A 24453-nucleotide genomic window follows, 5' to 3' on the forward strand; every position below is an offset into this window, starting at 1 on the left:
AGCACCGAGCAGGGCGTAGAGGAGTACGGGCGTGGACGTGAACGGCACAGTGGCCGAGGGCTTCGAGCCGGTCAGGGAGGCGTTCCGACGCAACTTCGAGACGCTCGGGGACCGGGGCGCCTCGGTCGCCGTCTACCGCGACGGCCACCGGGTCGTGGAGCTGTGGGGCGGCACCCGGGACGTCGACGGAACGGCGCCGTGGGAGCGCGGCACCGCGCAGATCGTGCGCTCGGCGACCAAGGGCGTCGCCGCCGCCGTCCTCCTGCTGCTGCATCAGCGCGGGGAATTGGACCTGGACGCGCCGGTCGGCCGGTGGTGGCCGGAGTTCAAGGCCGCCGGCAAGGAGCACACACTCGTCCGGCACGTCCTCGCGCACCGGGCCGGGGTGCCGGTGTTGGACCGGCCGCTCACGCCGGAACAGGCGGCCGATCCCGTGCTCGGCGCCGAGGCGGTCGCCGCGCAGGCGCCGGCGTGGGAGCCGGGCACCGCGCACGGCTATCACGCGCAGACCTACAGCTGGCTGACCGCGGAACTGGTGCGCCGGGTGACCGGGCGGTCGATCGGTGAGTGGACGGCCGAGGAGATCGCCGGGCCCGTGGGCGCCGACTTCTGGCTGGGCCTGCCGAACGCCGTGGCACCGCGGGTGGGCCGGGTGGGCAAGGTCGAGGGCCCCGAGGCCGCCGGAGGCCTGCGCACCCGTCCCAAGCGGGCCGTCTCCGACGCCTACGCCGACCCGGACTCCCTGACCCGCCGCGCCTTCGCCGCGATCACCCCGCTGCCCGACGAGAACGCCCCGGCCTACCGCGCCGCGGTCCTGCCCGCCTCCAACGGCATCGCCACCGCGGACGGCCTGGCCCGCGTCTACGCCTCGCTGATCGGCGAAGTCGACGGCGGACGGCGACTGTTCACCCCCGAGACGGCCCGACTGGCCCGGGGCGAGCAGTCCGCGGGGCCGGACCGGGTCCTGGTCGTGGGCACGCGCTTCGGGCTCGGCTACATGCTCCACGGGAGCGCGTCCCCGCTGCTCTCCCCCACCTCCTTCGGCCACCCCGGCCGCGGCGGCGCCCTCGGCTTCGCCGACCCCGACTCGGGCATCGCCTTCGGCTACGTCACCAACGGCTTCCGCAAGAGCGTGACGGCGGACCCGCGCGCTCAGGCGCTGGTACGGGCGGTAGGACAGGCGCTCACGCGGGGCGCGTAAAGACTTCCACGCGCCCCGCGTTTTCGTGCGCGCCCTGCTTCGGCGTGCGCTCCTTATACGTGGATCGGGTGCGACGTGCGTCCCGAGGCCTGGTCGATCTCGCCGTGCGCCTTGGTCAGCATCTGCATGGCGAGTTCGTTCAGGGCCCGCGCCGCCGCTATCTCCTCCCCGACCCGTGGCTGATTCGCGTCGGTGTGGTGGCGGCTCGCGTGGCCCTGGGCCCGCACCTCGGTGCCGTCGGGCAGCCGTACCATCGCCGCTGCCCGCGTGTGCGTCTCGTCCTCCTGGAACTCGAGTTCGACGTGCCATCCCACTGTGGTGTGCATCATGACGATCACCTCCGGAACACCTCCTTCCAGGGTGCTCCTCCAGCCATGTTCCGCACCACCGCTATGACACGGAATGCGCCGTCGGCTCCGGCGCGTTGAGTGGATCATGACGTCTGACGAGCGCACCATCACCAACCCCGCAACGCTCCACGACCCGACCCCCTTCGGCTACAGCCACGTCGTCTCAGCCCCCGGCGAGACCGTCCACATCGCCGGCCAGTACGCCTCCGACGCGTCCGGCTCTCCCGTGCCCGGCGACTTCGCCACCCAGGTCGAGCTGGCCTTCGACCGGCTCGGCTCGGCGCTCGCGGCCGTCGGCCTCGGATTCGAGCACGTGGTGCGCCTCGGCACGTTCGTCGTCGACCACGAGCCGGGCAGGCTGGAGGCGCTCGGCAAGGCCCTGCGGGCCCGGTTCGGCGACCGCCTCCCGGCCCAGACCCTGAGCGGGGTCGCCGCCCTCGCCCTCCCGGGGATGCTCTTCGAGGTGGACGCCGTCGCCGTACGCCCACGCGAGGACGACTGAGCCGACCGCCGGTGCCGCGGCCGGGACCGGCCCCAACCCGGCCGCAGCACCGGTTCCGGCCGGGTAGCTTGATCGACATGGATCAGGGGCGGGTGGTTGAAGCGTTTCGTCTGGAGGCTGGGCAGCTCGCACGGGCGATGACGGGAGTGTCGGCGGCCGAGTGGCAGTTGCCGACGCGGTGCGCACCGTGGACGGTGAGTGAGTTGCTGGCGCATGTCCGGGTGGTGATCGCCTGGCTGCCGGACATGCTGGCCGCGCCGGCACCGGCCCGTGCCGAGATCTCGGCAGTGGAGTACTACCGGCCCGACGCCCGTTTCGCTCCGGACACCAACGCGGCTCGGATCGCCCTGGCCCGGGACCATGCGTCCGCGCAGCTCAGCGGTGCCGCCCTCGCCGAGGACTTCGACGCCACCTGGCGGCAGGTCGAGCGACTGTGCCGGGCAGAGCCGCAGGGGCGGGTGGTTCGTACCCGGCACGGTGATCCGATGCTCCTGTCGGAGTTCCTGCTGACGCGGGTGGTCGAGGTCGCCGTGCACGGCCTGGACCTGGCCGACGCCCTGGGGCGACGCGAACCGTGGCTGACTTCCCAGGCCGCGGATCTGGTGCAGGATCTTCTGCTCGGCGGCCCGGACGGGGCGCCGGCGCTGGAGAGGCTCGGCTGGAGTCAGCTTCGCTTCCTGCGCAAGGCGACGGGGCGCGAACCGATCACCCAGCGGGAGACGGTGGAGGTCAGCCGCCTGGGCATTCAGTGGCTCACCCTGGGTTGACCACCTGTCCGCGGGACCGCCGTGGCGATCAGTGGCGTCACGCCGTGTGCTCGCGCACGTCCACCACGGTGGCGCCGGCATGGGCGATCAGGGTCTTGGGTTCCATCGGGAAGACGGTGTACGGCGTCCCCGCCGCGGCCCACACCACGTCGTGGTCGAGCAGCGACCGGTCGGCCAGCACCCGCGTCCTCGTGCGGTGCCCGAAGGGCGGTACGCCGCCGATGGCGTACCCGGTGGTCTCCCGTACGACGTCCGCCTTGGGCCGGGTCACCTTCCGCGCGCCGAGGTGCGCGCGGACGAGTTCCACGTCGACGCGGGAGGCCCCGTCCATCAGGACCAGCACCGGCTCGCCGTCCGCGGCGAAGATCAGTGACTTGCAGATCTGGCTCAGCTCGCAGCCGATCGCCGCGGCGGCCTCGGCGGCGGTGCGGGTCGCCTCCGGGAAGTGGCGGATCTCGGGCGTCAGCTCGTCCAGGCCCAGCTCGGTGAGGGCCGCGGCGAAACGGGGGTGGGCTGCGGACTCGGTAGAGGTCATGCACCGCACGCTAGCGGCGGGCGTGCCGCCCACGCGAACGGCTTTCGGGAAGGAAAACAGCCGGTGAGGGCGCCACCGTCCCCACGTTGGCCCTCACCGGCTGGTCCCGTCGGAAGCGGTACGTCAGGCGCGTACCAGTTCCTTGTCCTCGTCGTCCTTCGCCGCCCGCGCCTCGGCCGCGGCGCGCAGGCCCTCGCCCTCGACGTCGACGTTGGGCAGCGCGCGGTCCAGCCACCTCGGCAGCCACCAGGCCTTCTTGCCGAGCAGCGCCAGCACCGCCGGAACGATGGCCATGCGGACCACGAAGGCGTCGAAGAAGACGGCGACCGCGAGGCCGAAGCCGATCATCTTGACCATCGACTCGGAGGAGCCGATGAAGCCGGCGAAGACCGCCATCATGATCACGGCGGCCGCGGTGACCACCCGTGCGCCGTGCTTGAAGCCGGTGACCACGGCCTGGCCGGGCTTCTCGCCGTGGACGTACGCCTCGCGCATCCGGGTCACGAGGAAGACCTCGTAGTCCATCGCGAGACCGAAGACCACGCCCACCATGAAGATCGGCATCATCGACATGATCGGGCCGGTCTCCTCCACGCCCATCAGGCCGGACAGCCAGCCCCACTGGAAGACCGCGACCACGGCGCCGAGCGCGGCGAGCACGCTGAGCAGGAAGCCGAGGGCCGCCTTCAGCGGGACCAGGATCGAGCGGAACACCGCGATCAGCAGCAGGAAGGCGAGGCCCACCACGAGCGCCAGATACGGGATCAGCGCGTCGTTCATCTTCTGCGAGAAGTCGATGTTCATCGCCGTGGTGCCGCTGACCAGCACCTCGGTGTCCGTGCCGGCCCTGATGTCCGCGCCCGTGTCACGGATGGCGTGGACCAGGTCCTCGGTCTGCGTCGAGGAGGGCTTGGAGTCGGGGATCACGGTGATGGTGAAGGTGTCCCCGGCCTTGTTGAAGGTCGCGGGCGTGACCGTCACGACGCCCTTCAGGCCCTCGATCTCGTCGGCCACCTCGGTCGCGGCGCCCTTGGGGTCGTCGCTGCCCTGGGCGTCGCCGACCACCATCAGGGGACCGTTGAAGCCGGGTCCGAAGCCCTCGGAGAGCAGGTCGTAGGCGCGGCGCTGGGTGGTGGAGGTGGGCTGGGAGCCGTCGTCGGGCAGGCCCAGTTCCAGCGAGGTGACCGGGACTGCGGCGGCGCCGAGGCCGATGACGCCGAGGAGCAGCACCGCCACGGGGCGGCGGACCACGAAGCTGGCCCAGCGGGTGCCCATGTTGGGCTTCGCCGGCCCGTCCGTCGTCTTCCGGCGGCCGAACAGCTTGCTCTTGGCGCCCGCCGGCTGGACCTTGCGGCCCGCGTACCCGAGCAGCGCCGGGATCATGGTCAGGGCGATCAGGACGGCGATGACGACCGTGCCGGCCGCCGCGACGCCCATCTTCGTCAGCATCGGGATGTTGACGACGGACAGGCCCACCAGCGCGATGACGACGGTGAGGCCGGCGAAGACCACCGCGGAGCCCGCCGTGCCGACGGCCCGGCCGACGGCCTCCTCGCGGTCCCGGCCCTCGGCCAGTTCGGCGCGGTAGCGGGAGACGATGAAGAGGGCGTAGTCGATGCCGACCGCGAGGCCGATCATCATCGCGAGCGTGGAGGTGGTGGAGCCCAGGTCCAGCGCGTTGGCGAGGGCGGTGATCGTCGAGACGCCGATCCCCACCCCGATGATGGCCGTCAGCAGCGGCAGTCCGGCCGCGACCAGCGAGCCCAGGGTGATGACGAGGACGACGGCGGCGACCGCGATGCCGATGATCTCGGTGGACCCGGTCTCGGGCGCGGCCTGGAGCGCGTCACCGCCGATCTCGACGGTCAGGCCGCTCTCGCGGGCCTCGTCGGCGGTGTGCTCCAGGGCCTCCTTGGAGGATTCCTCGAGCTCCATGCCGGAGACCTCGTAGCGGACCTGGGCGTAGCCGACGGTGCCGTCCTTCGAGACGGAGTTCGTCGTGAAGGGGTCGGTCACGGAGACGACCTCCGAGCCCGTGCCCAGCTCCTTGACGGCCTGCTCGACGGCGGCCTTGTGGTCGGCGGCGCCGAGCTTCTGCCCGTCGGGCGCCTGGAAGACGACCCGGGCGGTCGCGCCGTCGGCACTCGAACCGGGGAATCGTTCCTCCAGCAGGTCGAAGGCCTTCTGGGCCTCGGTGCCGGGGATGGAGAAGGAACTGTTGCCCGCGGCGGGCGCGGAGGCGGCGCCGACGCCGGCGAGCGTCAGCAGGGCCACCCAGATCAGGGCGACGAAGTGGCGTCGCCGGAAGGCCAGACGGCCCAGGCGATAGAGAAACGTGGCCACGGAGGCGTACTCCCGGTCATGTCGGTGGGGTGTTCAGGGCAGGGGCGATCAGCCCGGCGACGTGAGCGGTGACGTCAGGTGGGGGCTTGCTGGGGAGGTTGTTTCAGACGGCGGGCACGCCGAGGGCGGGGAGGACCACGGCGTCCATGTACGAACGGAGGAAGGCCTGGGTGGGCGGCCGGTCCTCGATGAGACCGCGGGTGACGAACGCCCCGATCATCATGTGCACCACGTAGTCGAGGGCGGGGCAGTCCTCGCGGATCTCACCCCGGTCGATCGCGCGCTGCAGCACACGACGCAGCTCCGACATCTCCGGCTCGATGAGTTGTTCCCGGAACTCCCGCAGGAGGTCGGGGTTGTTGTGCACCGCCATGGCCAGACCCCGCATGAGCGCGGCGTTCTGTTCCATCTGGCAGTCGTCCGAGTGCTCCAGGTGGGCGTGCAGGTCGCCCCGGAGGGTTCCGGTGTCGGCGTCGGTGAAGGAGCCGCCGGGCTTGGTCGCCCGGATCGCCTTGACGACGAGCTGCGGCTTGCCGCCCCACTGGCGGTAGAGCGTGGCCTTGCTGGACTTGGTGCGCGCGGCGACCGCGTCCATGGTGAGGGCGTCGTAACCGACTTCGCGCAGCAGGTCGAGGACGGCCCCGTAGAGCTCGGCCTCACGCTCGGGGGTGATACGACTGCGACGCGCCGTCGCGACCTCAGTCATGACTCCCACCTTCTCCCGCTACTTGCGAACGACACGGTTTCGTACATGACGAATGTAGCGCAGTGGCTGAGCGAAACGAAACCGTTTCGTACGTGTCATGGGTCACGCGGGTGCGCTTACTGGCGGTTTCATACGAGTTGCCCCGACCCATCCGCGGGAAAAGCATGGGGAGGTGAGCTATCTGCGCCTGCCCCACATCAACGGTGACCTGCTCTGCTTCGTGGCCGAGGACGACCTCTGGCTGGCCCCTGTGGACGGACCCGGCAGAGCCTGGCGGCTCACCGTGGACCGTACGAAGGTGGGGCACCCCCGTTTCTCGCCCGACGGCACCCGCGTCGCCTACACGAGCTGGCGCAGCCTCGTCCCCGAGATCCACCTGGTCCCGACGGACGGCGGCCCGGAACGGCAGTTGAGCCACTGGGGCAGCCCGGACACCCAGGTGACCGGGTGGACCCCGCCCGAAAAGGACGGGACGAGCGACATCCTCGCGGTCGCCTCGCACGGCGAGCCCTTCTCCTACTTCACCTGGGCCTACAAGGTCACCCCCGACGGCTCCCCCGGCCGCAAACTGCCCTGGGGCCCGGTCTCCGACCTCCAGGTCGCCGACCTGGACGGCGAGCGCAAGACCCTGCTCCTCACCGGCACCCCGCCGCACGAGCCGGCCGCCTGGAAGCGCTACCGGGGCGGCGCCATGGGCCGCCTCTGGCTGCACGGCGAACGGCTGCTGGCCGACCTCGAGGGCCATCTCGCCTGCCCCATGTTCGTCGGCGGCCGGATCGCCTTCCTCTCCGACCACGAGGGCGTCGGCAACCTCTACTCCTGCGCCCACGACGGCTCCGACCTGCGCCGGCACACCGACCACGACGCCTTCTACGCCCGGCACGCGGCCAGCGACGGCACCCGGGTGGTCTACCAGTGCGCGGGTGAACTGTGGCTGGTGGACGACCTCCTGAGCGAGCCTCGGAAGCTGGACGTCCGGATCGGCGGCCCGCGCCCGGGGCGCCGCCGGTACATGGTTCCCGCCGCCCACCACGTCGACGGCGTCTCCGTGGACGAGACGGGCCGCGCGAGCGCCGTCGTCGTCCGAGGCAGCCTGTACTGGCTCACCCACCGCGACGGCCCGGCCCGGACCATCACCGACACCCCGGGCGTACGGGTCCGGCTCCCGGAGATGCTCGGCTCGGGCGGCCAGGTCGCCTATGTCACCGACGCCGAGGGCGAGGACGCGATCGAGATCGCCTACCTGCCCCGGGCGACCGGCGACCGCGCGCCGCGCCGGATGGCCTCGGGCGAGGTCGGGCGGGTGCTGGAGATGGTCTCCGATCCCGACGGCGAGCGCCTGGCCGTGGCCGCGCACGACGGACGGCTGCTGCTGCTCGACGCCACCGAGGAATCCAACGGCGAGGTGACCGAACTGATCCGGTCGGTCAACGGCCCGGTCCGCGACCTCGCGTTCTCCCCGGACGGGACCTGGCTGACCTGGTCGCACCCGGGCATCGGCCGCTCCCTGCGGCAGATCAAGCTGGCCCGGATCAAGGACCGGCTGATCGTCGACGTCACCAACGGCCGCTTCGAGGACGAGAACCCGGTCTTCACCAGCGACGGCCGCTATCTGGCCTTCCTGTCCTGGCGCGGCTTCGATCCGGTCTACGACGTCCACACCGGCGACCTGTCCTTCCCCCTCGGCTGCCGGCCCTACCTGGTGCCGCTGTCGTCGGCCACGCCGAGCCCGTTCGCGCTCACCCCCGAGGGCCGTCCGGCCGCGGGGGGCCTGGACCCGGTGGAGGACGAGGGCGGTGAGGGCGGCGCGGTCACCGTGGAGATCGAGGGCCTGGAGAGCCGGGTGACGCCGTTCCCGGTCGCCGCCTCCAAGTACTCGGCGCTGTACCCGGTGGCGGGCGGCGGCCTGGTCTGGCTGCGCTGGCCGATCTCGGGGGCGCTCGGCGAGACCTTCGTCAACCCCGACGACACGACCGGCCGCCCGACCCTGGAGCACTTCAACATCACCAAGGCGAAGAAGTCCGAACTCGTCGACCACCTCGACTGGTTCGCGGTCAGCGGCGACGGCAGCAGGCTGGTCGTGGTCGACGAGGGCGACCTGCGGGCCGTGCCCGCCACGGAGACCGGCGACAGCGACTCCACGGTGTGGATCGACGCCCGGCGCATCCTGCACGAGGTCGACCCGCCCGCCGAGTGGCGCCAGTCCTACGAGGAGGCGGGCCGGCTGATCCGCGCCTACTTCTGGGACCCCGGGATGTGCGGGATCGACTGGGACGCGGTGCTGGCGCAGTACCGGCCGCTGGTCGAACGCGTCGCCTCCCCCGACGAGTTCGCGGATCTGCTCCGGGAGGTCCTCGGCGAGCTGGGCACCTCCCACGCCTACGTCACCCCCGCCCGCCGCAACGAGGGCCCGCCGCACTACCAGCGCCGGCAGGGCCTGCTCGGCGCCAACCTCGTGCTGCGCGAGTCCGGTTGGACGGTACGGCGGATCCTGCCCGGCGACTCCTCCGACTCCAAGGCCCGCTCGCCCCTGGCGGGGACGGGCATCCGTGAGGGCGCGGTGCTGACGCATGTGGACGGCCGGGAGGTGGATCCGGTGACGGGTCCGTATCCACTGCTGGCCGGGGCGGGCGGCACGACGGTGGAGCTGACCTTCACCCCGGCCGAGGGCGAGGGACGCGCCCGCCGGGTCGCGGTGGTCCCGCTGGTCGACGAACGCCCCCTGCGCTACCAGGACTGGGTGGCCAAACGCCGCTCGGTCGTCCGGGAGTTGAGCGGCGGGCGGTGCGGCTATCTGCACATCCCCGACATGGGCGGCTCGGGCTGGGCGCAGTTCAACCGGGATCTGCGGATGGAGGTGTCCCGGCCCGCGCTGATCGTGGACGTACGGGGCAACGCGGGCGGTCACATCAGCGAGCTGGTCGTGGAGAAGCTGACCCGCACGATCCTCGGCTGGGACCTCACCCGCGACGCCCAGCCGGTGTCGTACGCCTCCAACGCCCCGCGCGGTCCGGTGGTGGCGCTGGCGGACGAGGCGACCTCGTCGGACGGCGACATGATCACGGCGGCCTTCAAGCTGCTGAAGCTGGGCCCGGTGGTGGGGCAGCGCACCTGGGGCGGCGTCGTGGGGATGACCGGCCGCCACCGGCTCGGCGACGGCACGGTGATCACGGTGCCCATGAACGCGGCCTGGTTCGACGCGTACGGCTGGTCCGTCGAGAACAAGGGCGTCACGCCTGACCTGGACGTCCTGCGCACCCCCCTGGACTGGGCGGAGGGCCGCTACGCCCAGCTCGACGACGCGGTGCGCCTGGCCCTGGACCTGCTGGAGACGAACCCCCCGGCGACCCCACCGGACTACGCGCACGTGCCGGACAGGTCCCGCCCGAAACTGCCGCCGCGGGCCTGAGCGCTTTCGCGGACACGGAGAAAGGGTGCCCCTTCACGGGGGCACCCTTTCCGCTCAGTGCGCAGCGTCAGATGTCGTAGTCCTGATCGAAGCGCTCCTGCTCCTCGCGCTGGGAGCGCTCCGGCTCCTCGTCGCGGTCACGGGGCTGCCGGCCGCGCTGCGAGGCCTTGTCGCGGGCCTCGTGCATCTTGTCCTTGGCCTGCTGCTGCCACTGCTCGGACTTGTCCTGGAACTGGTCCTTCATACCCATGTGGGTTCACTCCCGTGGGGGTGAGGGGAAGAGCCCCGGTCCGGGGCCTCGACCAGATTCACACGACCCGTGACGCTGCGCATGTCGATCAGTTACGGCGCGTAGTCCGCTCCTGCTCATCGGCCTCGCCGCCCGCTCCCACCAGCCCGATCCGCATGCCGTCGAGACGGTCCGCGAACCGTCGCATCTCGCGCTGTCCCACGGTCCCGATGAGCGCCGGCAGATACCCCCGCACGCCCTGCATCCCGCGCAGCCACCACTGCCCGTACACATGGCTCGACCGCCGTTCGATGCCGGCGACGATCCGGTCGACCGCGGGCCCCAGCGGGTACGTCTTGTTCGACGGCCACGGCAGCCGCTGCCGCAACTCCCGCATGACATCGTCCTGATCGGCCCCGCGCACCATGTCGGTGTCGGTCCACGACAGATACCCCACGCCCACCCGGACGCCCTTGTAGCCGACCTCGGCGCGCAGGCTGTGCGCGTACGCCTCCACGCCCGACTTGGAGGCGCAGTACGCCGTCATCATCGGCGCCGGGGTGATCGCGGCGAGGGAGGCGATCTGGAGCAGGTAACCGCGGCTCTCCATCAGCACCGGCAGGAAGGCCCGCGCGGTGACCGCGGAGCCGATGAGGTTGACCTCGACGACCCGCCGCCAGGCGTCCGGATCGGAGTCCACGAAGGGCCCTCCGGAGGCGACACCGGCGTTCGCCACCACGATGTCGACCTTCCCGAACCGCTCCTTGACCTCCCGCGCGACCTGGGCCATCGCCTCGTGGTCGGTGACGTCGGCGTACCAGTGGCCGCTCTCGCTGTGCAGCCGTTCGGAGACCTGCTTGAGGGCGTCCGCCTCCAGGCCGACCAGCGCCACCTTCGCCCCGCGCGCGGAGAGCTTCCGGGCGAGCAGCTCGCCCACGCCCCGCGCCGCTCCGGTGACGACGGCGACCTGTCCCTCCAGGCTCACCCTGCTCATGCGCCCTCCTTGATCTGTGCGTGCCCGCCACGTACGTGGGCGGTGACGAGTTCCCGGATCCGGCCGCTGACCAGCTCGGGCGCCTCGACCGGCGTCATGTGCCCGAGCCCGGGCAGTTCGGTGACGCCGAGGCAGTTCGGCAGGGCGGCGGCCAGCGAGCGGGCGTGCACCGGCGGGGTGAGCCGGTCGGCCGTGCCCACGACGACCGCGGTCGGGACGGTCAGCTCCCGCAGCCCGTGGTCGAGGTCGAGCAGGTCCAGCACCTGCGACCAGGAGTGCCGCACCCGGCGCGGGCAGGCGTGCACGATCCGCGCGCACGCCTCGACCATGTGCGGCGCCGAACCCGGGCCCATGGTCGCGTACTTGAGGATCCGCCGCGCGAGGGGCGTGACCGGTCCGAGTGGCGCCCGCGACCCGAGGATCCGCTTCGTCAGCCACGTCCGCGCCCGCCCCGGCCGCATCGGTACGACGGTGGACTCGGCGACCAGCCGCGACGCCCCGGTGCTGCACAGCAGCACGGCGGCCGCGTGCTCCCGGAACGCCGGCCGCGCGGCGGCGGCCATCACCGTCATCCCGCCCATGGAGTGCCCGACGACCACCGCCTTCTCCCCCGGCGCGAGCGTCGCCCTCAGTACGGCTTCCAGGTCGTCGGCGAGTGCGTCGGTACCGCAGGCCCGGCTCGCCGGACTGCGTCCGTGGCCGCGCTGGTCGTAGGCGATGACCCGGTGGTCGGCGGCGAGGTCCCGTATCTGCGCCGCCCAGAACGCCGTGGAGCAGGTCCAGCCGTGCGCGAGCACGACGGGGGGCGCGTCCTCGGGGCCGTGCACCTCCACGTGCAGGTGCGCGCCGTCCGCGGAGAGCGCGGTGAGTTCACGGGCGGGGGCGGGCGGGGCGTAGGGCCCGGAGCTCACGTGCGTCAGCCGGCTCACGCGTCCACCTCCGGGCGCGCGTCGGCGGAAGTGCGCCCCTGCTCAGGGGGCGCGCTGACCTGTGTGCCTTCACTTCCCCCGGCGCCGCTCTCCGCGCTCGCGCCGCCCTCCGCGCCCACGGCGCGCACCACCGTGTACTCCCCGAGATCCACCCGCCGGGTCGCGCGCCGGAACTCGCTCGTCGTGCCCGGCCAGATCGTGGTGTTGCGGCCGCTCGCGTCGAGGTACCAGCTCGTGCAGCCGCCCGTGTTCCACACCGTGCGCTTCATGCGCTCCTGCACCCGGCGCGTCCAGGCGTTCACGGCGCTCGGGCGGGCGTCCAGGGCGACGCGTCCGCCGAGGACGTCCAGCTGCCGCACGAAGTCGGCCAGGTAGTTCAGCTGGCTCTCGATCATCAGGATCATGGAGGAGTTCCCGAGCCCGGTGTTGGGCCCGATGATCGTCATCCAGTTCGGGAAACCGGCGGCGGACGCGCCCCGCAGCGCCTCCATCCCGCCCTTCCACGCCTCGGCGAGCGTCCGCCCGTCCGCGCCGACGACCCGGTCCGCGATCGGCATGTCGGTGACGTGGAAGCCGGTGCCGAAGACGATCGCGTCGACCTCTGCCTCGGTGCCGTCGGCGGCGATCACCGTCGAGCCGCGGATCTCGGTGAGCCCGCTCGCGACGACGTCGACGTTGGGCCGGGCGATCGCCGGGTAGTACTCGCTGCTCAGCAGGATCCGCTTGCAGCCGATCCGGTAGTCCGGGGTGAGCTTGGCCCGCAGGGCCGGGTCCTTGATGGCCCGGGCCATGTTCCGCTTGGCCAGCCGCTCGACCAGCCCCAGTTCGTTCGGGTGCTTGGTGAAGGCCTGGACCTGCAGTTCCCGGATGCCCCACAGCAGCCCGCGCCGGGCCTGGGTGGTGAACGGGAGCCGCCGGTGCAGCCAGCGCTCCGCGCCACTGATCGCGCGGTCCATGCGCGGCATCACCCACGGCGGGGTGCGCTGGAAGAGCGTGAGCCGGGAGACCTCCGGCTGGATCGCCGGCACGATCTGGATGGCGGAGGCGCCGGTGCCGACCATGGCGACGCGCTTGCCGCGCAGGTCGAAGTCATGGTCCCAGCGGGCGGAGTGGAACACCTTCCCGGGGAAGGAGTCGAGACCGGGGATGTCCGGGACCTTCGGGTCGGACAGCGGGCCGGTGGCGGAGACGACCAGGTCGGCCGAGAGATTCCCGCTGGTGGTCTCGATGTCCCAGCACAGCCGCTCGGCGTTCCACGTCATCCGCTTCACCTCCGAGTCGAAGCGGAGGTGCGGGCGCAGCCGGAAGACGTCCGTGACGTGCTCCAGGTAGGCGCGGATGTGCTCCTGCCCGGAGAAGGTGCGCGGCCAGTCCGGGTTGGGGGCGAAGGAGAACGAGTACAGGTGCGACGGGACGTCGCAGGCGCACCCGGGGTAGCTGTTGTCCCGCCAGGTGCCGCCGACGCTCGACGCCCGTTCCAGGACGACGAAGTCGGTGACGCCCTCGCGCCGCAACCGCACCGCGGCCCCGAGCCCCCCGAACCCGGATCCGATCACCGCCACCCGTACATGCTCGTGTTCGGTCATCCCGAAGCCCTCCACAGACGTACGACTCCGCACAGCGTGCGACTCTGCCAGTGAACACTGGCGCAATGGGAGCGTAGAGCAGCGCCGTACTCATGGGTAGGGGTCGGGACGAGGAAAGTTACCGCGGGTACGACATAGGCTGCGGGCGTGGCAGAAAAGCGTGAGTACCGCATGGAGGAGCTGGCCAGGGTGGCCGGCATCACGGTGCGCACCCTGCGCTTCTACCGCGAGCGCAAGCTGATCCCGCCACCCCGCCGCGAGGGCCGCATCGCCTGGTACGACGACCACCACCTGGCCCGGCTGCGCACCATCGCCGCCCTGCTGGAGCGCGGCCACACCCTCAGCGGCATCGCGGAACTGGCCGAGGCCCTCGACAACGGCCGGGACGTCGCCGACCTGCTCGGCGTCACCGCCCCCACGGAGGAGGAGCCGGTCCGGCTGACCCCCGAGGAACTGGCCGCCCGCTTCGAGGGCCAGGTCACCGCCGAGAACCTCGCGGCCGCCCTCGACCTCGGCTACCTCGGCACCGACGGCGACGAGATCGTCCACATCAGCCGCCGCCTGCTGGACGTGTCGGCGGCCCTGGTCCGCGAGGGGATCCCGCTGGCTGCCGTCCTGGCGGCGGGCAAACAGGTCCGCGAGCACGTGGACGACCTGGCGGAGATGTTCGCCGACCTGGTCCTGCGCCACGCCACCGAGGAGGACCTCCCCCGCCTGCGCCCGCTCGCCCGGAGCGTGGTGGAGGCGGAACTGTCACTGGCCCTGGACCGGCGGCTGCGCAAGCAGTCCTAGCGGGCCTTGGCGGGTCCTAGAGGTCGTAGACCACCGTGACCGGCGCGTGGTCCGACCAACGCTCGGCGTGCGTGGCCGCGCGTTCGACGTAGGCCTTGATCGCCTTGTCCGCGAGTCCCGGCGTCGAGATCTCGTAGTCGATGCGCCAACCCGAATCGTTGTCGAAGGCGCGACCCCGGTACGACCACCAGGTGTACGGGCCCGCGATGTCGGGGTGCAGGGCGCGGACGACGTCGACGTAGCCGCCGTCCGCCGGGTCGAGGACCCGGGTGAGCCAGGCGCGCTCCTCGGGCAGGAAGCCGGAACTCTTCTGGTTGGAGCGCCAGTTCTTCAGGTCCGCCTGCTGGTGGGCGATGTTCCAGTCGCCGCAGACGACGACCTCGCGGCCGTCGGCGGCGGCCTTCTGGCGCAGCTCCTTCAGGTAGGCGAGGAACTCGTCCATGAAGCGGACCTTCTCGTCCTGGCGTTCGGTGCCGACCTCGCCGGAGGGGAGGTAGAGGGAGGCGACCGTCACTCCGGGCAGATCGGCCTCGACGTAGCGACCGCTGGTGTCGAACTCGCTCGAGCCGAAGCCGACCCGCACCCGGTCGGGCTCGCGGCGGGTGTAGAGGGAGACGCCGGCGCGGCCCTTGGCGGCGGCGGGGGCGTGCACGACGTGCCAGCCCTCGGGGGTGCGCACGTTCTCCGGCAGCTGCTGCGGCTCGGCGCGCACCTCCTGGAGGCACACCACATCGGCGGAGGTCTCGGCCAGCCACTCCACGAAGCCCTTCTTCGCGGCGGCGCGCAGCCCGTTCACATTCACGGAGGTCACAGTGAGCACCCGGGCACGATACCGGCACACTGGACCGAGTCTAAACTTCGCCCCACCAGCCGAGATCGAATGGATGTACGGTTTCCGGTATGGACATACGCCCCGTTCCCTACGACCACCCCGACGCCCTCAAGCTCGACGCCGAGGTCCAGGCCGAGTACCACGAGCGGTACGGCGACGGCGGCGATGCCACGGTCCTCGCGCCGGGCGACTTCGAGCCGCCGAACGGCGTGTACCTGATCGCCTACGACGAGCTGGACCGGCCCGTCGCCACCGGCGGCTGGCGGCGACAGGACGCGAACGGCGAGGGGAACGAGGACGGCGACGCGGAGCTGAAGCGGATGTACGTCGTCCGGGAGATGCGCGGGGTGGGGCTGGCCCGCCGGATCCTGGCCGCGCTGGAGGCGGACGCCCGGGCGGCGGGCCGTACCCGCATGGTCCTGGAGACCGGGACGCAGCAGCCGGAGGCGATCGCTCTGTACACCTCCAGCGGGTACGAGCCGTGCGCGAAGTTCGGCTACTACCGTTTCCACGAGCTGAGCCGCTGCTACGCCAAGGCGCTGGTCCAGCGCGGGCGCCCCTAGCCCAGCTTGTCGACCGCCTGGTAGTAGGTCCAGGCGGTCGCGTCGCAGGAGGTCTTCTTCAGACCGGAGTAGGCGGCGCACACCCGCTTGAGGTCGGCGTAGAAGGCATCGTCGAGGCGGGCCTTGTTGGCGTCGAAGGTCCCGGCCGCCGTGTAGTTGCGGTAACCGAAGTCATGGCGGACGCAGGCGTTGGCGAACGGGAAGCCGAAGGGGTTGTCCGGCGAGGTCGTGCAGTAGTCCGTGGACCAGTCGAAGCCGTACGCGCTCCAGGCGCCCTGGTTCGCCTTGGCCGCGAAGAAGGCGTTGTAGCTGCTCGCGCTGGTCTGCGTCCAACCGCTGAGCACCGCGTTCTTGTCGGCCGGGGCCGCGGCGGCCTCCGTGGCGGGCAGCAGGGCGGCGGTCAGCGCGAGCGTGGCGGTGGCCAGGGACGCGGCTGCGGTACGACGGCGCATGTGGGGTCCTCCGTGGGAGCGCTGCACGCTCCGACGTCCGTCGCCGGAGCGGCGCCAGCGTTCGCCGCGGGGTTATGGCGGATGTATGCGCCGCCTATAGGGCCAGGTCGGGCTCGTGCCGTACGGCCGGTCAGGCCCGCAGGTAGGCGAGGACCGCGAGGACCCTGCGATGGGTCTCCTCCGCCGGGGGCAGATCCAGCTTGGTGAGGATGGAGCCGATGTGCTTGCCCACCGCCGCCTCGGACACCACCAGGGTCTTGGCGATCGCGCCGTTGGACTTGCCCTCCGCGATCAGCGCCAGCACCTCGCGCTCGCGGGGGGTGAGCCGCTCCAGCGGGTCACGGCGCCGGCGCAGCAACTGCCGTACCACTTCGGGGTCGACGACCGTGCCGCCCTCGGCGACCTCGCTCAGGGCGTCCACGAACTCCTCGACCTGGCCGACCCGGTCCTTCAGGAGGTAGCCGACGCCGGAGCCGTCGCCGGAGTCGAGGAGGTCGGAGGCGTAGGTGCGCTGCACGTACTGGCTGAGGACGAGCACGGGCAGGGCGGGCCGCTTCTCCCGGAGGGTCACCGCCGCGTGCAGGCCCTCGTCCTGGAAGCCCGGCGGCATGCGCACATCGGTGACGACGATGTCCGGCTCGTGCTCGGCGACGGCGGCGACGAGGGCCGGCGCGTCGCCGACGGCCGCGACCACCTCGTGGCCGCAGCGGCCGAGCAGGCCGATCAGCCCCTCGCGCAGCAGCACGCTGTCCTCGGCCAGAACTACCCGGAGCGATCGACGCGTTCGGCCGTCTCGGTCCACTCGCAAGGAATCTCCACACGCAACAGGGTCGGTCCGCCCGGCGGACTGGACAGGGAGAGTCTGCCATCGAGGACGGACACCCGGTCGGCGAGACCGGTCAGTCCGGTGCCCAGTCCCGCGTCCGCGCCGCCGCGCCCGTCGTCGCGGACCTGGAGCACCAGCCGTCCGTCGGCGTGCCCGCCGCTGACGGCGGCACGGTCGGCGCCGCTGTGCTTGGCGACGTTGGCGAGGGCCTCGCAGACGACGAAGTAGGCGGCGCTCTCCACCGCTTGGGGCAGCCGTCCGGGCAGGTCGAGGTCGACGTCGACGGGGACGGCGCTGCGGTCGGCGGCGTCGGCGACGGCGGCGTCGAGGCCGTAGTCGGCGAGCACCTTGGGGTGGATGCCGTGGATGAGCTCGCGCAGTTCCGCGAGGGCCTTGCCGGCCTCGTCGTGGGCCTTGGCGAGCTGGTCGGCGAGAGGGCCGGGCGGGGCGTCGAGGCGGGCGAGGCCGAGGGTCATGGTGAGGGCGACCAGGCGTTGCTGGGCGCCGTCGTGCAAGTCGCGTTCGATACGGCGGCGTTCGGCCTCGAAGGCGTCGACGATCCGGACCCGGGAGCGGGTGAGCTCGACGACCTTCTCGCCGAGGTCGGCGTCGCGGGGGGCGATCAGCAGCCGGGTGAGTTCGGCGCGGGCCCCGGCGGTGAGGCCGAGGACGTAGGCGCCGGCGGCCAGCAGCAGCACGCCGAGGACGGCGACCCCGAAGGCGGTGGGCCAGTCGGTGACCGTCCAGGTCTTGAGCACCTTGGTCTCCTCACCGCCGCCGACGGTGGCCATCAGCACCGGGGTGGCCACCATCGACACCGGGAAGAGCAGCGCGCCGGTGACGACGAAGGCCTCGGCGGGCCAGAGCAGACAGGCGAAGAGCAGGGCGTAGCCGAGTTCCCGCCAGGTCAGCTGCTCGCGCACCCGGGTGGTGAACCAGCTCCAGGGTCCCGGCTCGGCGGGCTCGGGGTGGCCGCCGTGCGCGGGGTCGAGGTCGATCAGGCCCAGCCGCCGCCGCTCGAGGGTCGCCACGGGCAGTCCGGCGAGGGCCGTGACGGCGAGCAGGGGCAGGCCGACCAGGGCGATCGCCAGCACGCCGCCGACCGCCAGCAGGGTCACCAGGGACACGAGCGCGGCGAGCCCGGCCAGCACGCCCGTCAGCAGGTACGCGACGGAGCGCCAGGGCCACGGCGACAGCAGGAAGCCCGGGCGGGACATGGCCTGCCACACATTGCGAGGGTGCATGGGGGTCACCGTAGAAGGCGTGGCCATGGGTGTGCCATCGGTCCAGGGGGCGGACGGGGGGTATGGCCAGCCCTACCTCCCCCGCGGGGGGGTCGAGGGGGCACGGGTGCCGGGGTCGAGGGGGCACGGATGCCGGGGTGCAAGCTCCTGCCATCGCAGGCTGCTGCCAAATCGAAGGCTGAATTCCGGCCGGGAGTGGCGCAAACAATGGCCAAGGGTCAACGCTCCGCGCGTTGCGATCCGGCCCTGACCGTACGGCCGGGGCTCTCAAGAGTGGGGGACTCACATGGAATTCCAGCTTCTCGGGCCGGTGGAGGCACGGCACACGGCGCGGCGCGTGGCTCTGTCCGGTTCCAAGGTGCACACGGTGCTGGCGGCGCTGCTGCTGGCCCGGGGCCGGGTCGTGGGGGACGGCCGGCTCAGCGAACTGCTGTGGGGGTGGGAGCCGCCGGCCACCATGAACGCGCAGATCTACACCTACATCTCGCGGCTGCGCAAACTCCTCGGCCCGGAAGTGGAGTTGGTTCGACGCCAGCCGGGATACCAGCTGCTGGCGGAGGGGGCCCGGCTGGACGTGGTGGAGTTCGAGGAGCTGGACCGGCGAGGGCGGCGGGCGCTGGAGGAGCGGCGGTTCGGGGACGCGGCGGACTTACTGCGCCGGGCGCTCGATCTGTGGCAGGGGCCGGCGCTGGCCGGGGTGACGCCGTACCTCGCCGAGGCGGAGGTGCCGCAGCTGGAGGAGGCCCGGGTGACGGCGCTGGAGCACCGGGTCGAGGCGGACCTGGCGCTCGGCCGCCATCAGCGGCTGGTCTCCGAACTGACCGGGCTGGTCAGTGAGTTCCCGGTACGGGAGCGGCTGCGGGCGCAGTTGATGACGGCGCTGTACCGCAGCGGGCGGCAGGCGGACGCGCTGCACGTCTACCACGAGGGGCGGACGGTGCTGGCCGAGGAGCTGGGGGTGGACCCGGGCCCCGATCTGGCGGCGGCCTACCAGGGGGCGCTCAGTGGGGAGTTGGGGCGGCTGCCGGAGCCTGCGTCGCGGGGGGCGCTCCTCGTCGGGTCGGGGGCCGTCGTGCAGCGGACGGCGCCGATGCTGCTGCCACCGGATCTGGCGGACTTCACCGGACGGCGGCGGGAGTTCGAGGAGCTGTGCGCGGCGCTGGTGCCGGGGCCCGCGGAGCGGCGGCTGCCGTTCCGGCCGCGGCGGCTGCTGATCAACGGGATGGCGGGGGTCGGCAAGACCGCGCTGGCGGTGCGGGTCGCGCACGCGATGGCCGGGAACTTCCCGGACGGGCAGCTGTACGCGCGGCTGCGGCACGAGGACGGGACGGTCAAGGACTGCGGCACGGTGCTCGCGCAGTTGCTGCGCGCGCTGGGTGAGCGGCCGGAGGAGGTCGCCGTGCCGGGTGGGGGGCCGGGGCGGCTCGACGAGCTGGTGCACCGGTGGCGTACGGCGACGGCGGGGCGGCGGCTGCTGATCGTGCTGGACGACGCGGCGAACGAGCTGCAGCTCGACGCGTTGCTGCCGGCGACGACGGACGCGGCGGTGCTGGTGACGAGCCGGGGGCGGCTGTCGACGGTGCCCGGGGCGCGGAGCATGACGCTCGAGCCGCTCGGGGAGCGGGATGCGCTGGCGCTGCTGGGGGCGGTGGCCGGGGCCGCGCGGATCGGGGTGGAGCCGGAGGCGGCTCAGCTGATCGTGCGGGGGTGTGCGGGGTTGCCGTTGGCGTTGCGGGTGGCGGGGACGCGGCTCGCGGCGCGGCCGCACCGGCCCGCGGCGCGGTTGGCGCGGCGGCTGGCGGATCCGGCGTGCCGGGTGGAGGAGTTGCGGGTGGGAGAGCTGGACGTCCGGCGCACGCTGGTGGCGGCCCTGTCGGGGCGGCCGCGGGACGAGAGGGAGTTCGCGCTGTCCTTCGCCGCGCACGGCACGGAGGCGTTCACCACGGCTCGGGCCGCCTGTTTCCTCGGTGTCCCGGAGGAGGTGGCGGAGGAGTTGCTGGAGCGGCTGGTGGAGGCGGCCCTGCTGGAGATGGCGGGCATCGACGCGGCCGGTGAGCCCAGGTACCGCTTCCACGAACTGCTGCGGCTGGTGGCGGCGGGCCAGTCGGACCGGGACGGGGACCTGACGCTGACGGGGGCGTGAGGCGGGTGCGGTCCCGCGCAGGGGCCGCTGTCCCACCGCTACCCCGCAGGGTATGTCTGGCCCTACCCCAAGTCTCCGTTCTGCCGCACTGCGTCGGACCCCGCACCCACGGTTTCGTAGAGGGGTCGGGATGGTGTGAGGGACGGGGGACGGATGTTGGCCTGGATGGGAGAGCGGGTGCTCGCCTACGGGAGCCTCGGGATTCTGGTCACCGTTCTGGTGCTGCCCGCTCTGGAGGCCGCACTGCCGGTGATCGGGGCGCTCCTGCCGGGGCAGACCGCTGTGGTGCTCGGCGGGGTGTTCGCCTGGCACGGGCACATCAGCGTGGAGGCCGCGCTGCTCACCGCCATGGCCGGCGCGCTGCTCGGCAACGCCGTCGGGTACGCCGTGGGGCGGCGCTGGCGGCGGCGGTTGCTGGAGCGGCTCCCCGGCTCGGGACGCCGTCGCCGGTACACCGATCGGGCCCTCGGACTCATCGAGCGGCGTGGCGGTGGAGCCGTGTTCGTCGGCCGGTTCACCGCCGTACTGCGCACCCTCGTCCCCACGCTCTGCGGAGCCGTCCGGATGCCGCTGCCCCGCTACCTCGCCTGGTCACTGGTCAGCAGCGCGGTGTGGGCGCCGTCCTTCGTGCTGATCGGGTACGTCCTGGGCCCCGCCGGGCCCGGCTGAGCCGCCCGTGACCAGGCGCCGCGCAGGTTCCTGCCAGGACAGTCTCCTGCCATCCGAGCCGCCCCCCACCGCCCCCCGCCCGCTCCGACAATGGCTTCGCCGGCGCCTCTTCATCCCCACCGACCGCTACTTCCGTCCCGCCGTGGTGCGCGGGAGGACCGACTCCGTCACCAACGAACAGGGACTTAGGGACAGATGACCAACAACGCGATCCAACTGCGCTCCGTGAGCCGGGAGTACGGGTCGGGCGCCGGCCGTGTCACCGCGCTCGACCAGGTCTCCCTCGCCTTCCCCCGGGGCACCTTCACCGCCGTCATGGGCCCCTCCGGCTCCGGCAAGTCCACCCTGCTCCAGTGCGCCGCCGGTCTGGACCGTCCCACCTCGGGCTCGGTCACCGTCGGCGACACCGAGCTGACCAAGCTGAGCGAGACCAGGCTGACGCTGCTGCGCCGGGAGCGCATCGGCTTCGTGTTCCAGGCGTTCAACCTGCTGCCCTCGCTGACCGCCGAGCAGAACGTGGCCCTGCCGCTGCGTCTGGCGGGCCGTCGTCCGAAGAAGGCCCGGGTCCGCGAGGTGCTGGCCCAGGTCGGCCTCGGCGACCGCGCCGGGCACCGTCCGTCGGAGATGTCCGGCGGCCAGCAGCAGCGCGTCGCCCTGGCCCGCGCCCTGATCACCCGCCCCGAGGTGCTGTTCGGCGACGAGCCGACCGGTGCCCTGGACTCGCAGACCAGCCGTGAGGTGCTGACGCTGCTGCGCGGCATGGTCGACGCCGAGGGCCAGACGATCATCATGGTGACCCACGACCCGGTGGCCGCCTCCTACGCGGACCGGGTGGTCTTCCTGGTCGACGGGCACGTCAACGGCGAGCTGATCGGCGCCTCGGCGGGCGACATCGCCGCCCGCATGACCAAGCTGGAGGCCGTGCCGTGCTGAGCGTCGCCCTGCGCACCCTGCGCACGCGCTGGGTCACCTTCGTGGGCAGTTTCGTCGCGCTGTCGCTCGGTGTCGCGCTGATCGCCGTGATGGGCCTCGCCCTCGCCTCCTCCCTGAACGCGCCCGAGCGGCAGCCGGAGCGGTTCGCCGCGGCCCCGGTCGTCGTGCAGGGCGAGGACACCCTGGTCGTGCCGACCTCGATCGGCGACCGGAAGCAGAAGCTGCAGGCGCCCAACCCGGTCCCGGACAAGACGGTCACCGCGTTGAAGGAACTCGGTACCGTCACCGAGGACCGCTCCTTCGCCGTACGGGCCGAGGGCGCGCCCGGCGATCTGGTGGGTCACCCCTGGTCGACGGCCGCGTTCGCGCCGTACGAGCTGAAGGACGGGCGGGCGCCCTCCGGCGCGGGCGAGGTCGTCGTCACCGGCGACTGGGCCACCGTAGGAAAGGAGCTGCGCACCGGCTTCGGCACCGTGACCGTGGTCGGGACCGTCGGCGGGCTCGGGTTCGAGGACGCCGTCTTCTGGACCGACGCGCGGGCCGCCCAACTCGCCCCGCTCAGTACGCAGCTGGTCGTGGACGCCGATGCGGCGGCCGTCCGTCAGGCGGTCGGTGCCGACGCCGAGGTGCTGACCGGGAACGACCGGCGGCTCGCGGACGCCGACCCGGACCGCGACAGCGAGGCCCTGACCGCGATGAACGCGATGTTCGGCACCGCCGGCGGGGTCAGCGGCTTCGTGTCGGTGTTCGTGGTGGCCTCCACCTTCGCCTTCGCCGTCGCCCAGCGGCGCCGGGAGTTCGGGCTGCTGCGCACCGCGGGAGCCACGCCGGGCCAGATCCGCCGGATGGTGTTCGCCGAGGCGCTGCTCGTGGGCGTCCTCGCCTCGGCGGCGGGCTGTGTGCTCGGCGCGTACGCGGCGCCGTACCTCGCCGAGTGGGTGGTGGACGGCGGGCTCGCGCCCGAGTGGTTCACCATCGGTGACCACACCTGGCCGTACCACATGGCGTTCTGGACGGGTCTGCTCGTGGCGCTGTGCGGTGTCGTCGCCGCGTCCTGGCGGGCCGGGAAGACCGGGCCGACGCAGGCGCTGCGCGAGGCGTCCGTGGACAGCCGGACCATGACCTGGGGCCGCTGGCTGTTCGGCGCGGGCCTGCTGCTCACCGCCGCCGTGACGCTGGTGCTGGCGCTGGTGACCCAGCCGGGCGATCTGCTGCACCGCAAGACGTACACCAGCCGCCCGATGCTGCTGATCACCGCGATCGCGCTGCTGTCACCGGTGCTGGTGCGTCCGCTGACCCGGCTGATCGCCTGGCTGCCGGCCCAACTGCCGGGCGCCGGCGGCATGCTGGTGCGCGAGAACGCCGCCGCCGGCGTCCGTCGTACGGCCGCCATCGCGGCGCCCGTGCTGGTCACGGTGGCGCTGGCCGGTTCGCTGCTCGGCGCCACGGCCACGCTGAACGAGGCCAAGGCGACGGAGACGCGGGAGCAGACTTCCGCCGACTTCGTGCTCTCCCCGGCCGGGGACGGCTTCGACGCGGCGACCGTGGAGCGGCTGCGGAAGGTGCCCGGCGCGGAGGTCTCCGCGACGCAGGCGAGCGCGGTGTACGTCCTGGAGGAGGGCGTCGCGCTGATCCGCTCCGACGCCCGTGCCGCCGAGCCGAAGGCGCTCGCCGACACCGTGCGGCTTCCGGTCTCGGCCGGCCGGGTCACCGACCTCGACGACGACTCGATCATCGTCAACGAGGAGTGGGAGAAGCACGCGGTGGGAGACACGGTGAGCGTGTGGCTCGGCGACGGCACGAAGAAGTCGCTGCGGATCGCCGCGGTGATGTCCATCGGCACCGGCAACAACGGCGTGTACGTCACCCCGGCCAACGCCCCCAGGGCCCCGGTCGACCGGGTCGACGTGAAGGTCGCGGACGGCGCCGACGCCTCGGCGGTGGCGGCGGCCCTGCGCACCGCGGTCCGGGCGGACGGCGGCGAGGTGTTCACCAAGTCCCAGTGGGTGCAGGCCAGTTACCCGGAGACCAACGAGACCACCCGGCTCGGCTACCTGCTGGTCCTCGGCATCGCCCTGCTCTACACGGGCATCTCGCTGGCCAACACCCTGGTGATGGCGACCTCCGACCGGGTGCGGGACCTGGCGGTGCTGCGGCTCGCCGGGGCCACCACCGGGCAGGTGCTGCGGCTGGTCGCCGCCGAGGCCCTGATGGTCGTGGTGGTCGGCGGGGTGCTGGGACTGCTGGTGGCCGCGCTCAACCTGCTCGGGATGTGGAGCGCGCTGGGCCTGCTGTCGGTGTGGACGCCGATCGCGATCCCGTGGACGGCGGTCGGTTCGGCGGTGGGCGCGTGCGCGGTGCTCGCCGTGGTCTCCGCGGTGGCCCCGGCCGGGATCTCCATGCGGCGCCGGGCCGTGGAGCTGGCGGGCATGCGGGAGTGACCGCCCG

General features: G+C 72.6%; 22 protein-coding genes. 10 read left to right on the forward strand and 12 right to left on the reverse strand.

Annotated features, from left to right (window positions below; translation table 11 throughout):
* Positions 1 to 31: 31 nt before the first annotated feature.
* Positions 32 to 1201, forward strand: a complete 1170-nt coding sequence (locus ACWDRW_RS11765; protein WP_451722298.1) for a serine hydrolase domain-containing protein — start codon at positions 32 to 34, stop codon at positions 1199 to 1201.
* A 53-nt stretch (positions 1202 to 1254) separates the two neighbouring features.
* Here ACWDRW_RS11765 and ACWDRW_RS11770 read toward each other — a convergent pair whose 3' ends face one another.
* Positions 1255 to 1530: a DUF1876 domain-containing protein gene (locus tag ACWDRW_RS11770; protein ID WP_451722299.1), complete on the reverse strand. Its 276-nt coding sequence runs from the start codon at positions 1528 to 1530 to the stop codon at positions 1255 to 1257.
* 106 nt (positions 1531 to 1636) lie between these two features.
* Between ACWDRW_RS11770 and ACWDRW_RS11775 the strand changes: the two genes are divergently transcribed.
* Both ACWDRW_RS11775 and ACWDRW_RS11780 read left to right on the forward strand, forming a co-directional pair.
* Complete coding sequence (locus ACWDRW_RS11775; protein WP_451722301.1) at positions 1637 to 2053, forward strand: RidA family protein; 417 nt, start codon at positions 1637 to 1639, stop codon at positions 2051 to 2053.
* Positions 2054 to 2190: 137 nt separating this feature from the next.
* Positions 2191 to 2820: a maleylpyruvate isomerase N-terminal domain-containing protein gene (locus tag ACWDRW_RS11780; protein WP_451722303.1), complete on the forward strand. Its 630-nt coding sequence runs from the start codon at positions 2191 to 2193 to the stop codon at positions 2818 to 2820.
* Between the two features lie 37 nt (positions 2821 to 2857).
* Here ACWDRW_RS11780 and ACWDRW_RS11785 read toward each other — a convergent pair whose 3' ends face one another.
* The 3 genes from ACWDRW_RS11785 to ACWDRW_RS11795 all read right to left on the reverse strand — a co-directional run bounded on the left by ACWDRW_RS11785 (position 2858) and on the right by ACWDRW_RS11795 (position 6404).
* The gene (locus ACWDRW_RS11785; RefSeq protein WP_451722304.1) at positions 2858 to 3355 is read right to left on the reverse strand and encodes a YbaK/EbsC family protein; all 498 of its coding nucleotides are present in this window, start codon (positions 3353 to 3355) and stop codon (positions 2858 to 2860) included.
* Between the two features lie 123 nt (positions 3356 to 3478).
* Positions 3479 to 5698, reverse strand: a complete 2220-nt coding sequence (locus ACWDRW_RS11790) for an MMPL family transporter (protein WP_451722305.1) — start codon at positions 5696 to 5698, stop codon at positions 3479 to 3481.
* 103 nt (positions 5699 to 5801) lie between these two features.
* The gene (locus ACWDRW_RS11795; RefSeq protein ID WP_451722306.1) at positions 5802 to 6404 is read right to left on the reverse strand and encodes a TetR/AcrR family transcriptional regulator; all 603 of its coding nucleotides are present in this window, start codon (positions 6402 to 6404) and stop codon (positions 5802 to 5804) included.
* A 172-nt stretch (positions 6405 to 6576) separates the two neighbouring features.
* Here ACWDRW_RS11795 and ACWDRW_RS11800 point away from each other — a divergent pair, with 172 nt between their 5' ends.
* Complete coding sequence (locus ACWDRW_RS11800; protein WP_451722308.1) at positions 6577 to 9813, forward strand: S41 family peptidase; 3237 nt, start codon at positions 6577 to 6579, stop codon at positions 9811 to 9813.
* 67 nt (positions 9814 to 9880) lie between these two features.
* On the opposite strand, the gene ACWDRW_RS11805 is transcribed toward ACWDRW_RS11800, so the two are convergent.
* From ACWDRW_RS11805 to ACWDRW_RS11820, 4 genes are all read right to left on the reverse strand, one after another.
* The gene (locus tag ACWDRW_RS11805; RefSeq protein WP_451722309.1) at positions 9881 to 10063 is read right to left on the reverse strand and encodes a hypothetical protein; all 183 of its coding nucleotides are present in this window, start codon (positions 10061 to 10063) and stop codon (positions 9881 to 9883) included.
* Positions 10064 to 10151: 88 nt separating this feature from the next.
* Positions 10152 to 11036, reverse strand: a complete 885-nt coding sequence (locus tag ACWDRW_RS11810) for an SDR family oxidoreductase (protein ID WP_451722310.1) — start codon at positions 11034 to 11036, stop codon at positions 10152 to 10154.
* Positions 11033 to 11965 (reverse strand): alpha/beta fold hydrolase, encoded by a 933-nt coding sequence (locus tag ACWDRW_RS11815; RefSeq protein WP_451722311.1) that lies wholly within the window; start codon positions 11963 to 11965, stop codon positions 11033 to 11035. Before ACWDRW_RS11815 ends, ACWDRW_RS11810 begins: the two co-directional genes overlap by 4 nt.
* Positions 11962 to 13551 carry a flavin-containing monooxygenase gene (locus ACWDRW_RS11820; protein WP_451722312.1) on the reverse strand — a complete coding sequence of 530 codons (1590 nt, stop codon included), beginning with the start codon at positions 13549 to 13551 and terminating at the stop codon, positions 11962 to 11964. Before ACWDRW_RS11820 ends, ACWDRW_RS11815 begins: the two co-directional genes overlap by 4 nt.
* A 171-nt stretch (positions 13552 to 13722) precedes the next feature.
* Here ACWDRW_RS11820 and ACWDRW_RS11825 point away from each other — a divergent pair, with 171 nt between their 5' ends.
* Positions 13723 to 14343, forward strand: a complete 621-nt coding sequence (locus ACWDRW_RS11825; protein ID WP_451722413.1) for a MerR family transcriptional regulator — start codon at positions 13723 to 13725, stop codon at positions 14341 to 14343.
* A 16-nt stretch (positions 14344 to 14359) separates the two neighbouring features.
* On the opposite strand, the gene ACWDRW_RS11830 is transcribed toward ACWDRW_RS11825, so the two are convergent.
* On the reverse strand, positions 14360 to 15163 hold the full coding sequence (locus ACWDRW_RS11830) for an exodeoxyribonuclease III (RefSeq protein WP_451722314.1): 804 nt from the start codon (positions 15161 to 15163) through the stop codon (positions 14360 to 14362).
* A gap of 80 nt (positions 15164 to 15243) precedes the next feature.
* On the opposite strand from ACWDRW_RS11830, the gene ACWDRW_RS11835 reads away from it, so the two are divergent.
* Complete coding sequence (locus ACWDRW_RS11835; RefSeq protein ID WP_451722316.1) at positions 15244 to 15738, forward strand: GNAT family N-acetyltransferase; 495 nt, start codon at positions 15244 to 15246, stop codon at positions 15736 to 15738.
* On the opposite strand, the gene ACWDRW_RS11840 is transcribed toward ACWDRW_RS11835, so the two are convergent.
* The 3 genes from ACWDRW_RS11840 to ACWDRW_RS11850 form a co-directional block, all read right to left on the reverse strand.
* Positions 15735 to 16190 carry a phospholipase gene (locus ACWDRW_RS11840; protein ID WP_451722317.1) on the reverse strand — a complete coding sequence of 152 codons (456 nt, stop codon included), beginning with the start codon at positions 16188 to 16190 and terminating at the stop codon, positions 15735 to 15737. The genes ACWDRW_RS11835 and ACWDRW_RS11840 overlap by 4 nt on opposite strands.
* Before the next feature lie 130 nt (positions 16191 to 16320).
* Positions 16321 to 16935, reverse strand: a complete 615-nt coding sequence (locus ACWDRW_RS11845) for a LuxR C-terminal-related transcriptional regulator (protein ID WP_451722319.1) — start codon at positions 16933 to 16935, stop codon at positions 16321 to 16323.
* A gap of 17 nt (positions 16936 to 16952) precedes the next feature.
* Entirely contained in the window at positions 16953 to 18260 is a 1308-nt protein-coding gene (locus ACWDRW_RS11850) for a sensor histidine kinase (protein WP_451722321.1), read from the reverse strand.
* A gap of 286 nt (positions 18261 to 18546) precedes the next feature.
* On the opposite strand from ACWDRW_RS11850, the gene ACWDRW_RS11855 reads away from it, so the two are divergent.
* The 4 genes from ACWDRW_RS11855 to ACWDRW_RS11870 all read left to right on the forward strand — a co-directional run bounded on the left by ACWDRW_RS11855 (position 18547) and on the right by ACWDRW_RS11870 (position 24446).
* Positions 18547 to 20403 carry a BTAD domain-containing putative transcriptional regulator gene (locus ACWDRW_RS11855; protein WP_451722322.1) on the forward strand — a complete coding sequence of 619 codons (1857 nt, stop codon included), beginning with the start codon at positions 18547 to 18549 and terminating at the stop codon, positions 20401 to 20403.
* Between the two features lie 165 nt (positions 20404 to 20568).
* A complete protein-coding gene (locus tag ACWDRW_RS11860) occupies positions 20569 to 21072 on the forward strand; it encodes a DedA family protein (protein WP_451722324.1) in 504 nt (167 codons plus the stop codon).
* A 195-nt stretch (positions 21073 to 21267) separates the two neighbouring features.
* Positions 21268 to 22005 (forward strand): ABC transporter ATP-binding protein, encoded by a 738-nt coding sequence (locus ACWDRW_RS11865; RefSeq protein ID WP_451722326.1) that lies wholly within the window; start codon positions 21268 to 21270, stop codon positions 22003 to 22005.
* A complete protein-coding gene (locus ACWDRW_RS11870) occupies positions 21999 to 24446 on the forward strand; it encodes an FtsX-like permease family protein (RefSeq protein WP_451722327.1) in 2448 nt (815 codons plus the stop codon). The genes ACWDRW_RS11865 and ACWDRW_RS11870 overlap by 7 nt, the downstream gene beginning before the upstream one ends.
* Positions 24447 to 24453: the final 7 nt, after the last annotated feature.

Source organism: Streptomyces sp. NPDC003635 (assembly GCF_053587635.1).

Coding starts and splice junctions, on each gene's coding strand:
- ACWDRW_RS11770 (WP_451722299.1), bottom strand. CDS start 1,530: ATGATGCACACCACAGTGGGATGGCACGTCGAACTCGAGTTCCAGGAG.
- ACWDRW_RS11775 (WP_451722301.1), top strand. CDS start 1,637: ATGACGTCTGACGAGCGCACCATCACCAACCCCGCAACGCTCCACGAC.
- ACWDRW_RS11780 (WP_451722303.1), top strand. CDS start 2,191: ATGACGGGAGTGTCGGCGGCCGAGTGGCAGTTGCCGACGCGGTGCGCA.
- ACWDRW_RS11785 (WP_451722304.1), bottom strand. CDS start 3,355: ATGACCTCTACCGAGTCCGCAGCCCACCCCCGTTTCGCCGCGGCCCTC.
- ACWDRW_RS11795 (WP_451722306.1), bottom strand. CDS start 6,404: ATGACTGAGGTCGCGACGGCGCGTCGCAGTCGTATCACCCCCGAGCGT.
- ACWDRW_RS11805 (WP_451722309.1), bottom strand. CDS start 10,063: ATGGGTATGAAGGACCAGTTCCAGGACAAGTCCGAGCAGTGGCAGCAG.
- ACWDRW_RS11810 (WP_451722310.1), bottom strand. CDS start 11,036: ATGAGCAGGGTGAGCCTGGAGGGACAGGTCGCCGTCGTCACCGGAGCG.
- ACWDRW_RS11820 (WP_451722312.1), bottom strand. CDS start 13,551: ATGACCGAACACGAGCATGTACGGGTGGCGGTGATCGGATCCGGGTTC.
- ACWDRW_RS11825 (WP_451722413.1), top strand. CDS start 13,723: ATGGAGGAGCTGGCCAGGGTGGCCGGCATCACGGTGCGCACCCTGCGC.
- ACWDRW_RS11835 (WP_451722316.1), top strand. CDS start 15,244: ATGGACATACGCCCCGTTCCCTACGACCACCCCGACGCCCTCAAGCTC.
- ACWDRW_RS11840 (WP_451722317.1), bottom strand. CDS start 16,190: ATGCGCCGTCGTACCGCAGCCGCGTCCCTGGCCACCGCCACGCTCGCG.
- ACWDRW_RS11850 (WP_451722321.1), bottom strand. CDS start 18,260: ATGCACCCTCGCAATGTGTGGCAGGCCATGTCCCGCCCGGGCTTCCTG.
- ACWDRW_RS11855 (WP_451722322.1), top strand. CDS start 18,547: ATGGAATTCCAGCTTCTCGGGCCGGTGGAGGCACGGCACACGGCGCGG.
- ACWDRW_RS11860 (WP_451722324.1), top strand. CDS start 20,569: ATGGGAGAGCGGGTGCTCGCCTACGGGAGCCTCGGGATTCTGGTCACC.
- ACWDRW_RS11865 (WP_451722326.1), top strand. CDS start 21,268: ATGACCAACAACGCGATCCAACTGCGCTCCGTGAGCCGGGAGTACGGG.